Below are 12,935 nucleotides of genomic sequence, written 5' to 3'. Positions count from 1 at the left end.
AGGCGCCATCTTGACCGATATCAGCCTTGAGGCCGTGACTGGCAAACTGAACCGGGCCGGCTACGATGCCTTCATACAGGCCCTGCGCCACGCCAAGAGCGTCAGCAACCGTAACGTGGAGCTTGCGCACTGGCTGTTTCACATCCTGCAACAGGAGCGGACCGACCTCAGCCTGTCGGTGGATCACTACAAGCTCGACCGCGCGCGGCTGCTGTCGGACCTCGCGGGCGTCATCAACGGCTTCCGCAAGAACGAAACCGACATGCCGGGCGTCGCCAATTCGGTCATCGATATTCTCGACCGTGGCTGGCACTATGCCACGTTGTTCTTCGGCGAGACCCAGATCCGCACCGGACATCTCCTGGTCGCCGGATTGAAGTCGAATGAGATCCGTCGCGCGCTCAACAACATCTCGCAGGAATTCGCCAAGATAAATGTCGACGCATTGGCTGCGGAGCACCGCGCCATCTGGGCAGGCTCCGAGGAGGAGACCATGCGTCCGATGGACGGCTCCGGATTGGCCGGTGCCGGTACTGACGGTACGGACCGCGCGAATCCCAAGGGGACGACACCGCTCGACCGGTTCTCCCAGGATCTGACCGCCAAGGCCAGGTCGGGCGAGATGGACCCGATCCTCGGTCGAGACGACGAAATCCGCCAATTGATCGACGTGCTGATGCGCCGGCGGCAAAACAATCCGATCCTCACCGGCGAAGCCGGCGTCGGCAAGACCGCGGTGGTCGAGGGATTCGCCCAGCGCATTGCCGCCGGCGAGGTGCCGCCGCCGCTGCGCAACGTCAGGCTCTGCGCGCTGGATATCGGCCTGATGCAGGCCGGCGCCTCGATGAAGGGCGAGTTCGAGCAGCGCCTGCGCTCGGTGATCGACGAGGTACAGAACTCGCCTACCCCGATTATCCTGTTCATCGACGAAGCGCACACGCTGATCGGGGCCGGTGGCGCCGCCGGCACCGGCGACGCGGCCAACCTCCTCAAGCCTCCCCTCGCCCGCGGCACGCTGCGGACCATCGCCGCCACCACCTGGGCAGAGTATCGCCAGTACATCGAAAAGGACCCCGCACTCACACGGCGCTTTCAGCCGATCCAGGTCGATGAGCCGGATGTCGAGACCTGTTGCATCATGCTGCGCGGTCTCCTGGGCCCGATGGAGAAGCACCACGGCGTTCGCATTTCGGACGCCGCGATCGTGACCGCGGTCAACCTGTCGCATCGCTACATTCCGTCCCGACAGCTGCCGGACAAGGCGGTCAGCCTGCTGGACACAGCTTCTGCGCGGGTAGCCATCAGTCAAAGCGCGACGCCGGCCCTGATCGAGGACGCTCGCGTCGCCATCGCGGCCCGCGAGGCCGAACGGTCAGCGCTGGTCAGCGACGGCGACCTCGGGGACGAGAACAGCGAGCGCATCACCGCGATCGACGGCGACATAGCGACGCTGAAGGCCAAGCTGTCCGGCCTGGAGGCCGACTGGGCCAAGGAACAGGAGCTCGTCAAGGATATCCGCAGCATTCGCGAAATCCTCTCCGAGAACGGCGACGAAGATCGAGCGACGAAACGCGTCGAGTTGCGCGGCAAGTTCGAGACACTGGAGGGCATCAATCCGGAAAAGCGGATGATCTATGCCCATGTCGACCAGCAGTCGGTCGCCTCTGTCGTGTCCGACTGGACCGGTATCCCGACCGGCAGAATGATGCGCGACGAAATCGAGACCGTCCTGAAGCTGCCCGAAATTCTCAATCGCCGCGTGCTCGGCCAGTCCCACGGGCTGACGATGATTGCGAAACGAATCGAGACCAGCCGCGCCAAGTTGGACAACCCGTCCAAGCCGATCGGCGTTTTCATGCTGGCCGGACCGTCCGGCGTGGGCAAGACAGAAACCGCCCTCGCGCTTGCCGAAACCCTTTATGGCGGCGAGCAGAACATGATCACGATCAACATGTCGGAGTTCCAGGAGGCGCATACGGTCTCGACCTTGAAAGGCGCACCTCCGGGTTACGTCGGCTATGGTGAAGGCGGCCGGCTCACCGAGGCGGTCCGGCGCAAGCCCTACAGCGTTATCCTGCTCGACGAGGTGGAGAAGGCCCATCCCGACGTCCATGAGATCTTCTTTCAGGTGTTCGACAAGGGAGTCATGGAGGACGGCAACGGTCGGCGAATTGATTTCAAGAACACATTGATCATTCTGACCACGAACGTCGGCACCGATCTCATCATGAGCCTGGCGCGCGATCCGAAGTATCGCAACGAGCCGGAAGAACTCGCCAGGCTGCTACGGCCGGAATTGCTGAAGGTGTTCCCTGCCGCGTTGCTTGGGCGCATCGTCTCGATCCCCTACTTTCCGCTTTCGGACGAGATGCTTGCCGGCATCGTCAGATTGCAGCTGGACCGGATCGGACAGCGCCTCCGCGATAATCACAAGGCTGCCTTCGGCTACGACGATGCAGTCGTCGAGCACATCGTATCCCGTTGCAACGATCCGGACTCCGGCGGGCGGATGATCGATAACATCATCACCAACACGCTGCTGCCCGAACTGTCGCGTGAATTCCTCAGCAAGTCTCTCGCCAAGGAGGAGGTCAAGCGGACGCGCGTCTCGATCGTGAACGACAAGTTTGCATATTCGTGGAACTGACAGCGATGAACATCCAGACCGAGCACCGCCAGCCGACCACCGGCACCACACCATACGATGAGGTGTATTATCCCGGGCATGTCTACGGGCTCACCCACCCGAACCATCTGGCGACGATCGCTGCGGTCTACGGCCTGCAGCCGGCTCCGGTCGAGCGCTGCCGGGTCCTGGAGCTCGGCTGCGGCGTTGGCGGCAATCTGTTGCCGATGGCTTTTCAATATCCAGACAGCGAGTTCATCGGTATCGACCTGAGCGGCGTTACGATCGAACGCGGACAGCGGAACATCGCCGCATTGGGCTTGAGCAACATCAGGCTTCTGCATTGCGACATCATGGATGTCGACGCTGCCTTCGGACAGTTCGACTACATCATCGCCCATGGCGTGTATTCATGGGTACCACCGGTCGTGCGCGAGAGGATGATGTCCATCTTCAAACGGAATTTGGCGCCACGGGGGCTCTGCTATGTCAGTTACAACGCGCACCCGTTCTCGCATCTTCGCGACATGGTCCGCGACATGATGCGCTACCACACCCGGCGCATCACCGGGATGAAGGAGAAAGTCGGACAAGCTCGCGCGATCGTGAAATTTCTCAGCGAAGGATCGAAGTCCGGCTCGGTGCACGGTACAGTCATGCGCGATCAGTGCAACCGCGTGCTCAACGCTCCGGACGAGTTGCTTTTTCACGACGATCTCGATTCTGGCGCGACAGCCTTTCTGCTGCACGAAGTCGTCGAAGACGCCGGCCGACATGGGCTGCAATATCTGAGCGACGCCGATTTCTCACGACGCTATCTTGCCGGTTACACCGAAGAGGTCCGCGCCACGCTGCAGCGCTTTCCCGAAAGCGAGTTCATGGCGCGCGATCAGTATCAGGACTTCATCGACGGCAACGGGTTTCGGCGTACGTTGCTCTGCCACGAAGGCATCTCCCTTGACCGCAAGGTCGATCTCGACTTCATCACCGCCTTCTATCTGCTGAGCACCACCAGCCCACGTCGCCCCGACGCCTGCCTGACCGACGATTCCGAGATGGAATTTGAAAATCAGGACGGCAGCCGAATCACCGTGGCCAATCCGCTCCTGAAGGCGGCACATCTTTGTCTCGGCCGGGCCTGGCCGCGCGCACTCTCCTTCGCTGAACTGCTCGATGGCGCCCGGACGCTGCTGGAAGGCCGGCAAACGGCCGATGACCAACGGATATTGACGGAAGCGCTCTATATCCTGGCCTGCAGCGGCGAGGTCTCCTTTCTGAAATCACGGCCCTTTCTCGTGAAGGAAGTCACGGATTGTCCGCAGGCGAGTCTACTCGCCCGCAGACAGGCGCAGAGCGGCCCGCTGGTCACCAATCTGCTTCACCAAACCGTGCAGTTGGAGGATGACAGGACGCGCCACTTTCTGCAACTGCTCGACGGCTCCCGGACGATCGAGCAAATCACAGCCGAAATGACTGAAACCTTCGGATCGACCATCCAGGTCAAGCAATTGGATGATGCCGGGCAGCCCGCCGAGCCGTTGCTGCTGTCAACCCGACAAAGCGTTGACCGTTCGCTGGCAACGGTCGGCAAGCTGGGTTTGCTGGTGGCCTGAGGACGGGCGGCAAGGAGCCGGCCCGTCATTTTGTGGAGCGGACGCCCCACGTCCCATCAGCCGTCGTGGGTGTATTGTTGGCCGAGCAGCCACCCGGTGAGAATGCCGCCGGGTCCGCTGGCATAGACCGCGCTAAGGCCGACACCGGCGCGCAGCATCTGCCATTCATGGTCGCCGACCCAGGGAATGCCGGGATCACCCTTCTGATATTGCGACAGCAACGTTCGGGCGACCTCCGCGGCATTGGCGTAGATCGGGCCGTTCGCCCAGCGGGGTCGCGGCAGGCCTGTCATGCGGCAGTAGAGCGCGGTACAGACATAGGCGGACGCCTCCTCCGCATTGCCGTCGAGGCCGGTACGCAGCAGATCGTAAGCCGCATGCAAGGCCTCGTGGACGATATAGGCTTCGTCCATTCGCCCCGTCGCCGACACGACCTCCAGCGTATTCGCCGCGACGACCGTACCGTCCGCCCGAGTCCGCGCGACGTCGTTATATTGTGCCGCAACATTTGCCGCGAGGTCCGTCGGAACTCTGACGCTGACCTGTCCCAACCGGATCGCGCGAGCGACGTGATGGAACGTTTGCGGTGCAATCGTCACGTGGCTGCCACGGATCGGAAACCGGAAGCGAATGCGCGCGACCGCCGGGCCATTGAGTACGTCTAGCACCCTGCTCCGAAGTGACATCGGATCGTCCTTGCTGTTGACACTGCTCCACGAATGGTGGTCGGCGTTTCCGGTTGGGAGGTTCAGTTGAACCCGGCACCGCCCGGACCAGACAAATCGGAGACTGGCTTTCACTCGGAGGGCAGCTCCGTGACGACCACCGACCCGACCACAACCGACACTTACCGCAAGATCGCGGCGCGGCTGACCATGCTCCGGCCGCAGATCGATCTGTCGAAATATTTCGCGGGGCCGAATCCCAATGTCCGCCTCTATGACGAAAAGGCCTATATCCGACGCCAATTGGAGAAATATGGCGTCGCGGCCGCGACGAGCACGCTCGACGGCGTCACGTTCCTGCCCAAGGACTGGGAAGACCTGATCAAGACGCTGCGCATTGCCAAGACGTCCGACGGATTCGACGCCTTCGCCGAAGGCAAAAGCCCGGAGAAGCCGTCGCATTGGGCCCTTGATCTGTCGATGGCAGCCACAATCGGCAAGGGATTCCGGGAGATCTGGCGCCCAAAGCTATCCGACCGGCCGCTTTCGACGCGAGACCTTCCGGGCCGGCACGGCTTCGGGCTCGGGCGCGGCCGAGGGCAATGGAGCGACGGCTATAGTGCGCAGTTCGGCAAGGACCCGCAGCCGCAAGACATCACGTCGCTGCATTTCGCGGTAGCGCCGGACCGGGTCAATGTTCACATCGACGAGACCGGCTTCGTGTTCGAGGGCGCAGACGGCGCCCTCACGGTCGGACCGAATTTCGGGCACCACGCCGTCAATGAACTGTTCTGGAAGAGCAATCCTCACCTGCCGCGCTGGGCGATCGATCACATCGACCTGATCCTGCCGAACAGCGCCAATGATTTTTCGCGATTTGGCGTTTCGGTCGACCTGTATCAACGCAAGGACTTGCGCGTCACCGTCACCGGCTCCTGCGGCATTTTCGGGGGATTCGAGTGCTCGGGAACGTTAAGCGTCAGTGGGACGCACGATCTGCTTGGCTCCAAGCCGAAAGGCGCGCGCTGACGATCGCATGTCTGCGATCGAGGGTGCGGCAGAGCCGCTTGAACCGGCGCTTCAGCAGACGCGACTGAGGGATAGGCTCGCCGACGCAAAATGCGTCCTACAGTTTATGCCAATGGTGTTGTTGCAATGGCGCCCTTAAAGCCCCCCGTCTGGCTCGATACCAATATTCTTATAGACATACAGAACGGGCAAAGAGCTGCGGCGAGCGCCGCCGAGAAAGCGCTCAGCCGACGCTTTGAGAATGAAATTCTCAATCTGGCCAGGGACGGTCACGAGGTCCTGATCTCACCCCGGGTCAAGTTTGAATTTCTAAAGGGAGCGCGCGCTCAGTCCGGCGAAAAATTGCTCACTGATTTGCGGATCGTCGAAGACAAGATGATGACCCAGGTGCCCCGCGCGCAAGTTTGGAAGTGGGGCAATGAGGGTTTGAATCACGGGCTTTCCGCGTTCGATTCCGATGTTGTTGCCCAGGTCAGGGCAGGCGGAGTGGCTCGCGGCATCAAGAATCCGGTGTTGCTGACCAGGGACAGCGGAGGAACGCTGATTGCGATGCGCAGGAGAGGCGTTCAAGCGCTCGACTTCCGGGCACCGGAGGTGAGACTGAAGGTCCCGCGGAACACACCGACCCCGCCAGAGGTCCCGCCGCCGCCGGCAGGCTCCGTCGCTGGCGAAGGATTTTGGAGCGCGGCCAAGGCCGGCTTCAAGGCGGGTTTAAAGGAGGCTTTCAAGGCAGAGAATATCGCTGCGATGATTCCTGATCTGGTCCTTATGGTGGCCGACAAGGTCGCGGCTCGGGAGGCGCTCAAGAACATTCAAGTCAAGTTCATCAAGGAAGGCTTCGCAAAGGGCGTTGCAGCGGGCGTCATGGGTTGGTCCGAGGAGGAGGTTGCATCAAATCTGATGAACCGCATCACCGCGTTCAGAGTTCAAGGTCTGGAAGACCCGGCTGGCATCCTAACGCGCGCGACCATTCTGCAAGTTGCCGAAGCGTACGAAAACTATGCGGTGGTGATTGGATTTCAGTTCAGCTCTGCCAAGGACCTGAAATGGAAGCGCGAGATGGTCGCCAAGGGCTCCAAGATTCTGCATCAGTATGGATATTATTTCGGAACCGATCCGCAGGCGCTATTTGAGTACGAGTTCATCGACAAGCTAGCGTGGACGCTTCAGCCGACCACCAACGCGATAGTCGAGCCCGCAATCCGCCACTGAAAACGATCATATTGCTGGTGATTGCTCATGCCGCAATTGAAAGACAAAGTCGGTCGGTTTGCCGCGACGGGTCGCAGCTGCCAGAACTGGAAGCAGGACCAGGAGCTGGTCATCTCGCTGCTCAACAAGATTGCCATTTCCGACGGAGGAGCTGAGACCACGCTCAAACCGCAAATGGTCGTGACGGGCCACGCCGGCGACAGCCTCTACAACTCGATCCTGTACTTCCAGAAAAAGAACTTCCCGGGCACGCCGGACGGCTATATCCGGCCCGGCGGGCCAACCTTCACTCGGCTGGTCGACCTCGCGACCAAGGCAGCCGCCAAGCCTCCTCCTCCAAAGGGTCAATGGGACGGGATCGCGACGCCATCCGTCGATGCCGCACTTCGCAAGGGTCTGCTCGACGATTCCAGGCTGGACTATGGGGAAGTCGTCGACATTATCAGGGCGACCGTCACGGACGGCATGGTCACCGCATTCGAGCTGGACGACCTGACCACTATTGCAAACACCTCCAGAACGCTTTCTCCGACTTCGAAGAAGCTCATCACGCTCTTCGTCGGCGACGAAAAGAAGAAGTGGCTCGGGGTTGGACCGTACGACCTCAACTCGGATCAAAAGAAGCTCGCCGCGGAGATGGTCTGCGATTTCCTCAAGAACACGAGGACCACATTCTTTCCGAAGCTCGACCCGCACCGCGTCGGGATAGGCATTCTCAGGCGAATTGCGAAGCCGAGCCTCATAGATCAGGATCAAGCGAGCATGTGCGGCCCCTCCGCGCTGATGTTCAGCTACGCATCCGACAAGCCGGGGCAATATGCTCGGTTCGCCATCGATCTGTATCAGAAGGGGCAGGCAAACCTCGGCCGCCTGCTGATCAAGCCGGGAAAGGACGTGAAAAACTACACGCCGCCCTACTCGCTGGACCACGTCGATTGGCTGACTTGCGCCTCCATTCGCGACTCCGAAAATTGGTTCCTCGATTTTGACGACACCGGCAGAATAAGCGATGTCGCGGGGATCACCTTGCCGAGCGAAATGGAGCAATGGTTCCGCAAGGCCGGATACCAGGACGTGCGCGAGGAGACCAATCTGAAATTCAGCAAAGGCATCGACAGCGTCAACGAAGCCAACGCCCTGCTCGCCAGTGGATATCGCGTATGCCTGTTCATAAGCGCCAACATGATCGAATATGACGACCAGTCGGATGAAGGCTCCGTGTTGACGCGGCACTGGGTCGTCTTGCGTGACAGGATACAAGTGTCGAATGGAAACGTGACGACAACGATCTTCACGTGGGGCAAGGGAGACTACGCGATCCCGCATCCGGGCAAGGGTGGCGCTCAGAAGCCCCTCTCGATTGGGGACTTCCTTATGAATTACTACGGGTACATTGCCGCCAAAGCGTGAGCGGAGAACAAGCGCTCTCACCACGCGTTGAGGTCGGTGACGAGTTGCTTGTCCAGGGACAGGCTTTCCATGCCGCTGGAAAGCAAAATGCCGCTTCGATTATGGTGCCCACTGCCGGGAATGTTCCGCTTGTGGTGCAGGAAGTGACCGACCTCGTGCGCCATGACGCCAATGAACGCCTCGCCATAGTCGAACACGGGTGGATTGCCCTGATCGACAACCACGAAGACCTGCTCGTCGGGCAGATATTCTCCAGCCGCCTCGTTATCCATTGCGTCATAGTCGCCGACGAGAAAGCACGTGAGATCGGCGCCGCGCACCTTGAACGGGACGATTTCCTTGCGGAAAACATCCCGCGAGATTTTTGGCCCCAGGGCTTTCCGGACCGTCATCCAGGTCGCCTCTGCCGGGGTGAAGAAGATATTTGCCTGAGCCCCGAACGTCCAGTTCAGCTTGGTGAGGAACCAGGGCACGTCGTCCGGCGTCCATTTCGTGGCGTTGATCAGATTGCCGGATTGATCGAGGTGCTTGAGGAATTTGAACGCGATCGTGAAATCCTTGCGCGGCAGAATGGCGACATCCAACTTGATGCTTGTGCTGCGGCGTACGGCTTTAAGCTCGGGAATGCCTTTATCTTTGGGCGAGACCTTGAGGCCGCGCGCAGGGCCGTCCGGCCGTGCGGTGGCATACAGCGCGGTACGCAGACGCAGCAACTGGTCGTCGCGCTCCTGGCCTTTTTGCTCCCTGAAGCGGGTCTTGATGTATTCCTGAGCGACACGTTCGACGTCATCGAGCCGTACATCCTCGACCAGCAGTCGATTGCGATCATACGACAGGCCAACGTCCTTGCTGTCGCGGAGGCAGACCAGGTTGAAGCCTCCCCGAGGAACGATCATGAAATTTTGCGCAGCGTACACACCCGAATTCTGCAGGAACTGAACGAAGCTCGGCATAGCTCCCCCCACCCCTAATCCACCGACGGATCTCGCCCGGTCCATCGCGCCGGGCATATCCATCCGGGATCATCGTGTCCGGTTGAGCGAGCAAGATAGCGGAAATTGGCCTTGCGAGGCAGTTGATTTCGCTTGGTGTCGTGGAGCAGCAAGGGCGAATGCCGACTCAAGCCGAGCGCATTTCGAAGAAGATCTTTCTGGCTGGAGGCTTGCGCCCTGAGCTGACCTTCACACCGTTTGGCCGGCATGGCGGGACCACCGAGGCGAGCACGTCCGGCCCCACAAGAACGCGACTGATGAAGAACGGCCAATGGTCATCGACCAAAGCGATGGCGCACGACCTTCATCATGACGACGAGGCCAAGCAGCACGCACAGATCAAGCCCATCAAGCGGCGCAAGCAGGCGGCCGGAAAGTGAACGTTTGTCGGAATGGATTCGGCGCTTCTGTCGGAACGGAAATCAAATATTCCGATAAGTGCCTGAAATTATTGGAGCGGGTGAAGGGAATCGAACCCTCGTATTCAGCTTGGAAGGCTGCTGCTCTACCATTGAGCTACACCCGCATCTCGGGTTCACCTAACACGGCCGGGCGGCGGCCTCAACTGCCCCGGCGTGCGTTCGGTTCTCTGGTAAACGAAACCATTTCGCCGCAATCCGGCCGGTTTCCTGGCGCGGCTGGGCCGGAGGCGGCCTTAACAGCGGCGGATTCGGCACCTATATTCGAAGTCCCATCAACAAAGAAAGGAGGTGATCTAGTGTCTTGTCTCAAGCGCTGTCACCTCGCTGGGATCGCCCGCTAGGACCTGAGCAATCAGCCTGGCATCGGGGCGCTCTCAGCCCTGGACCAGCGAGACATCAAAATCGGGGGCGCGGCGGAAGCTCATCCGCCGCGCCTTTTTGCTGTCTTGGCCTGCGCGATTCGCCGCCGCCATGCCGGACGGCGGGATACCTTGTCGCAACACAGAGACCGTCCGATCCGCTACAGATGAAATGTCGGCTCGGATCGCCACGAGACGTCCTTGGGCCAGTCGCATCAGAAACAAGGAGCACATCAGATGCTTTATGCCATCCTGGCCTATCACGTCGAAGCCGAGGTCAAATCGTGGAACGCCGAGGAGGACGCTGCCGTGATGACGGGTCTGCGCGAGGTCCATCAACGGCTGAAGGGCAAGCTCGGCCCGGCTGCGCGGCTCGGCGATACCCGCAACGCCAGCACGCTGCGTGGGCCCGGCCACGGCATGGTGATCGACGGGCCGTTCTCCGAAACCAAGGAGCAATTGCTCGGCTTCTACGTGATCGATTGCGCCGATGAGGCGGAGGCGATCGCCGCGGCGCGCGACCTGCGCAGCGTCAACCCGTCGGCGGTCTACGAGATCCGCGCGCTGAAGCTCTACATCCCCGGCGCGCCGTTTCCGGAGACCGCGGGCCCGCGCGACGCGTAGCGCGTGATCCCCGCGCAAACGGCTTTGGCGCTTGTCGCGAGGGAAACCGCTTCGCACTTTTCCGGATCATGCCTTAGCGGCTGGAGCGTTTCGGCAGCTTCGGAAGCTTGCTCGGGTCGAACTTCGGCAGCGGCAGATCCGGCGGCGGCTCGGGTGCCACCTCCTGGCTCGGAATCAGCGTCACCTCGAAGGCGAGATCGGGCACGGCATCCGCCCTGCCCGTGCAGGTCGCGATCGCGCCGGTCCAGATGCCCTCGAGCCGCACCACGAGGTCGTCGGTGCCGAACACGGTCGTGCCGTCCCTGGAGTGCCGCTGCGTGGTGAGCACGGCGGAGAAGCGCTCGCCGTCGACCTCATAGGTGCCGCTGTAGAGCATGACCGCGTCGCTGCCCCACAGCCTGCCATCGGCGACGTGCACGATGCCGGTGCCGTCCGCAAGCGACGTTCGAAACCACGCCGCGTAGGTGCCGTTCTTGAGCATGGAGCCGGTCTCCATCTGCTCCCGTTTCACAGCGCACGATCTGGGCATCGTTGCGTTAACAGGCGATGAAGGAACTCGCGCCTGCGCTCATTGGCCGTCGATCTGCCGTCCCATGATGGCGATCGCCTTCTGGTAAACGCCTGCCGCGTTCCACGCCTCGATCGCGGCGAAGTTGGGTTCCCCGGGCTGATAGCCGGCGCCGGCGCGCCAGCCATGGGCGCGCAGGAAGTTCGCCGTCGAACTCAGCGCGTTGGCCGCGACGTCGAGATTGCCGGTGCCGTAGGCGAGGACGTTCTTCGGCATGAACTGGGTCTGGCCGATCTCGCCATGCATCGAGCCGCGCGTGCTCCCGGACAACGTGCCGCGGTCGACGAGCTTCAGCGCCGCATAGAGCTGGTCGGTGAAGAACTCCGGACGGCGGCAGTCATAGGCAAGCGTTGCGATCGAGGACAGCATGTTCTGGTTGCCGCGCTGGCTGCCAAAGCCGCTCTCCATGCCCCAGATCGCGATCAACGGTCCCGGCGGCACGCCATAGCGCTGCTGGATCGAGGCGAACAGCGCCGCCTGCGACTGCTTCAGCGATCGGCCGCGCGCCACGATGGTCGCAGATCCCCGCTTGGCCATGAACTGCTCGAGCGACAGGCCGAAGCTGCGCTGGCCGCGATCCGCGGCAATCGTCGCACTGGCATAATGGGTCTGCATCAGCGCGGCGATCGCGGTGGCGCCGATCCCCTTGGCGCTCGCCTCGCCCGAGAACTGCTGCTTCCAGGCTTCGAACCCGCCGGGCCCGTTGCCGCACTGCGCCGCGTTCGCTTCAGCCCCCAGCGTTGCAACCATCACGACGATAGCGAGCGCCGACGCCGCAACCTGCCAGCCCCTGATCATCCGAAACTCCTCCGCAAATATGCCGCCGCCCTCGCGGGCGCGGCGCTGACGATGGCCGGATGGACATGACCCGGCGATGAACGATCCGCCTCAGATTCGGCCTCGGACCGTCACGATATGTCGCCGGCAACGGATTGGCCATCCCGTCCGCCTCAGGCAGGCCGGGACATTTGGCCCCTGCGCCCGGAAGGCGTCACGCGCCGGGCATGACGACGAACACGGCGTGCGTAACGATGCAGATCGCGCGTGAGATCCGCGAAATCCGGTGGTGAACGGCGTGCGATGTAGTAGGTTCTCCGCGGGGACGGCGGCCCCGCTGTCCTCCAACTTGGGAGGCGATGGCTATGATGAAGACCCTGTCACTTCTAGCGGTCCTGCCCTTTATCGGCGTCCTGTCGATGTCGACGGGCCACGCCGCATCCACATGCTCGACCAGCAATTTCGGCATCTCTGCGGTACCGTGCGGAAAGCGGTACGCGGTCAGCTACGAAGCCTGCCGGAAGTACGTGATCGAGCATGGCGCATCGCCCGCCGAATCCTGGTGGTACTGCAGCAGTCAAGGCTACACGAAATAGTCGGCACGTCTTGAGAAAGGCCTTTCGCCGCCGCGGACAGCG

Annotated in this window: 12 protein-coding genes and 1 tRNA gene; 8 read left to right on the top strand and 5 right to left on the bottom strand. The window is 61.6% G+C overall.

The window, feature by feature from the left end; translation table 11 throughout:
• The first annotated feature begins 10 nt into the window (after positions 1 to 10).
• Positions 11 to 2,647: a type VI secretion system ATPase TssH gene (gene tssH, locus QA635_RS18290; RefSeq protein ID WP_283070802.1), complete on the top strand. Its 2,637-nt coding sequence runs from the start codon at positions 11 to 13 to the stop codon at positions 2,645 to 2,647.
• Positions 2,648 to 2,652: 5 nt separating this feature from the next.
• Positions 2,653 to 4,239: a class I SAM-dependent methyltransferase gene (locus tag QA635_RS18285; RefSeq protein ID WP_283070801.1), complete on the top strand. Its 1,587-nt coding sequence runs from the start codon at positions 2,653 to 2,655 to the stop codon at positions 4,237 to 4,239.
• Positions 4,240 to 4,295: 56 nt separating this feature from the next.
• Here QA635_RS18285 and QA635_RS18280 read toward each other — a convergent pair whose 3' ends face one another.
• A complete protein-coding gene (locus QA635_RS18280; RefSeq protein WP_225160386.1) occupies positions 4,296 to 4,925 on the bottom strand; it encodes a hypothetical protein in 630 nt (209 codons plus the stop codon).
• 129 nt (positions 4,926 to 5,054) lie between these two features.
• Between QA635_RS18280 and QA635_RS18275 the strand changes: the two genes are divergently transcribed.
• The 3 genes from QA635_RS18275 (at position 5,055) to QA635_RS18265 (ending at position 8,555) form a co-directional block, all read left to right on the top strand.
• Complete coding sequence (locus QA635_RS18275; RefSeq protein WP_283070800.1) at positions 5,055 to 5,933, top strand: hypothetical protein; 879 nt, start codon at positions 5,055 to 5,057, stop codon at positions 5,931 to 5,933.
• 90 nt (positions 5,934 to 6,023) lie between these two features.
• The gene (locus QA635_RS18270; RefSeq protein WP_283070799.1) at positions 6,024 to 7,145 is read left to right on the top strand and encodes a type II toxin-antitoxin system VapC family toxin; all 1,122 of its coding nucleotides are present in this window, start codon (positions 6,024 to 6,026) and stop codon (positions 7,143 to 7,145) included.
• Between the two features lie 27 nt (positions 7,146 to 7,172).
• Positions 7,173 to 8,555 carry a hypothetical protein gene (locus tag QA635_RS18265; RefSeq protein ID WP_283070798.1) on the top strand — a complete coding sequence of 461 codons (1,383 nt, stop codon included), beginning with the start codon at positions 7,173 to 7,175 and terminating at the stop codon, positions 8,553 to 8,555.
• A gap of 17 nt (positions 8,556 to 8,572) precedes the next feature.
• Here the strand turns inward: QA635_RS18265 and QA635_RS18260 are convergent, their stop codons facing one another.
• Positions 8,573 to 9,571 (bottom strand): hypothetical protein, encoded by a 999-nt coding sequence (locus tag QA635_RS18260; RefSeq protein WP_283070796.1) that lies wholly within the window; start codon positions 9,569 to 9,571, stop codon positions 8,573 to 8,575.
• 59 nt (positions 9,572 to 9,630) lie between these two features.
• On the opposite strand from QA635_RS18260, the gene QA635_RS18255 reads away from it, so the two are divergent.
• The gene (locus QA635_RS18255; RefSeq protein WP_283070794.1) at positions 9,631 to 9,927 is read left to right on the top strand and encodes a hypothetical protein; all 297 of its coding nucleotides are present in this window, start codon (positions 9,631 to 9,633) and stop codon (positions 9,925 to 9,927) included.
• Positions 9,928 to 9,999: 72 nt separating this feature from the next.
• Here the strand turns inward: QA635_RS18255 and QA635_RS18250 are convergent.
• Positions 10,000 to 10,073 (bottom strand) — tRNA-Gly (locus QA635_RS18250).
• 492 nt (positions 10,074 to 10,565) lie between these two features.
• Here QA635_RS18250 and QA635_RS18245 point away from each other — a divergent pair.
• Positions 10,566 to 10,952, top strand: a complete 387-nt coding sequence (locus QA635_RS18245; protein WP_028335390.1) for a YciI family protein — start codon at positions 10,566 to 10,568, stop codon at positions 10,950 to 10,952.
• Positions 10,953 to 11,025: 73 nt separating this feature from the next.
• On the opposite strand, the gene QA635_RS18240 is transcribed toward QA635_RS18245, so the two are convergent.
• Together QA635_RS18240 and QA635_RS18235 are read right to left on the bottom strand one after the other, a co-directional pair.
• Complete coding sequence (locus tag QA635_RS18240; RefSeq protein ID WP_018272222.1) at positions 11,026 to 11,448, bottom strand: hypothetical protein; 423 nt, start codon at positions 11,446 to 11,448, stop codon at positions 11,026 to 11,028.
• Positions 11,449 to 11,520: 72 nt separating this feature from the next.
• Positions 11,521 to 12,318 (bottom strand): lytic murein transglycosylase, encoded by a 798-nt coding sequence (locus QA635_RS18235; protein WP_076831503.1) that lies wholly within the window; start codon positions 12,316 to 12,318, stop codon positions 11,521 to 11,523.
• Between the two features lie 344 nt (positions 12,319 to 12,662).
• Between QA635_RS18235 and QA635_RS18230 the strand changes: the two genes are divergently transcribed.
• Positions 12,663 to 12,893, top strand: coding sequence for a hypothetical protein (locus QA635_RS18230; RefSeq protein WP_225160192.1), 231 nt, complete (start codon positions 12,663 to 12,665; stop codon positions 12,891 to 12,893).
• The last annotated feature ends 42 nt before the right edge of the window (positions 12,894 to 12,935 follow it).

Origin of the sequence: Bradyrhizobium brasilense, from assembly GCF_029714345.1 — a bacterium.
GTDB lineage: Bacteria > Pseudomonadota > Alphaproteobacteria > Rhizobiales > Xanthobacteraceae > Bradyrhizobium > Bradyrhizobium australafricanum.
The sequence above is the reverse complement of the archived record's forward strand: the minus strand, read 5'-3'. Positions and strand labels throughout refer to the sequence as shown.

Coding starts and splice junctions, on each gene's coding strand:
- QA635_RS18285 (WP_283070801.1), top strand. CDS start 2,653: ATGAACATCCAGACCGAGCACCGCCAGCCGACCACCGGCACCACACCA.
- QA635_RS18280 (WP_225160386.1), bottom strand. CDS start 4,925: ATGTCACTTCGGAGCAGGGTGCTAGACGTACTCAATGGCCCGGCGGTC.
- QA635_RS18270 (WP_283070799.1), top strand. CDS start 6,024: ATGCGTCCTACAGTTTATGCCAATGGTGTTGTTGCAATGGCGCCCTTA.
- QA635_RS18265 (WP_283070798.1), top strand. CDS start 7,173: ATGCCGCAATTGAAAGACAAAGTCGGTCGGTTTGCCGCGACGGGTCGC.
- QA635_RS18260 (WP_283070796.1), bottom strand. CDS start 9,571: ATGGATATGCCCGGCGCGATGGACCGGGCGAGATCCGTCGGTGGATTA.
- QA635_RS18245 (WP_028335390.1), top strand. CDS start 10,566: ATGCTTTATGCCATCCTGGCCTATCACGTCGAAGCCGAGGTCAAATCG.
- QA635_RS18240 (WP_018272222.1), bottom strand. CDS start 11,448: ATGGAGACCGGCTCCATGCTCAAGAACGGCACCTACGCGGCGTGGTTT.
- QA635_RS18235 (WP_076831503.1), bottom strand. CDS start 12,318: ATGATCAGGGGCTGGCAGGTTGCGGCGTCGGCGCTCGCTATCGTCGTG.
- QA635_RS18230 (WP_225160192.1), top strand. CDS start 12,663: ATGATGAAGACCCTGTCACTTCTAGCGGTCCTGCCCTTTATCGGCGTC.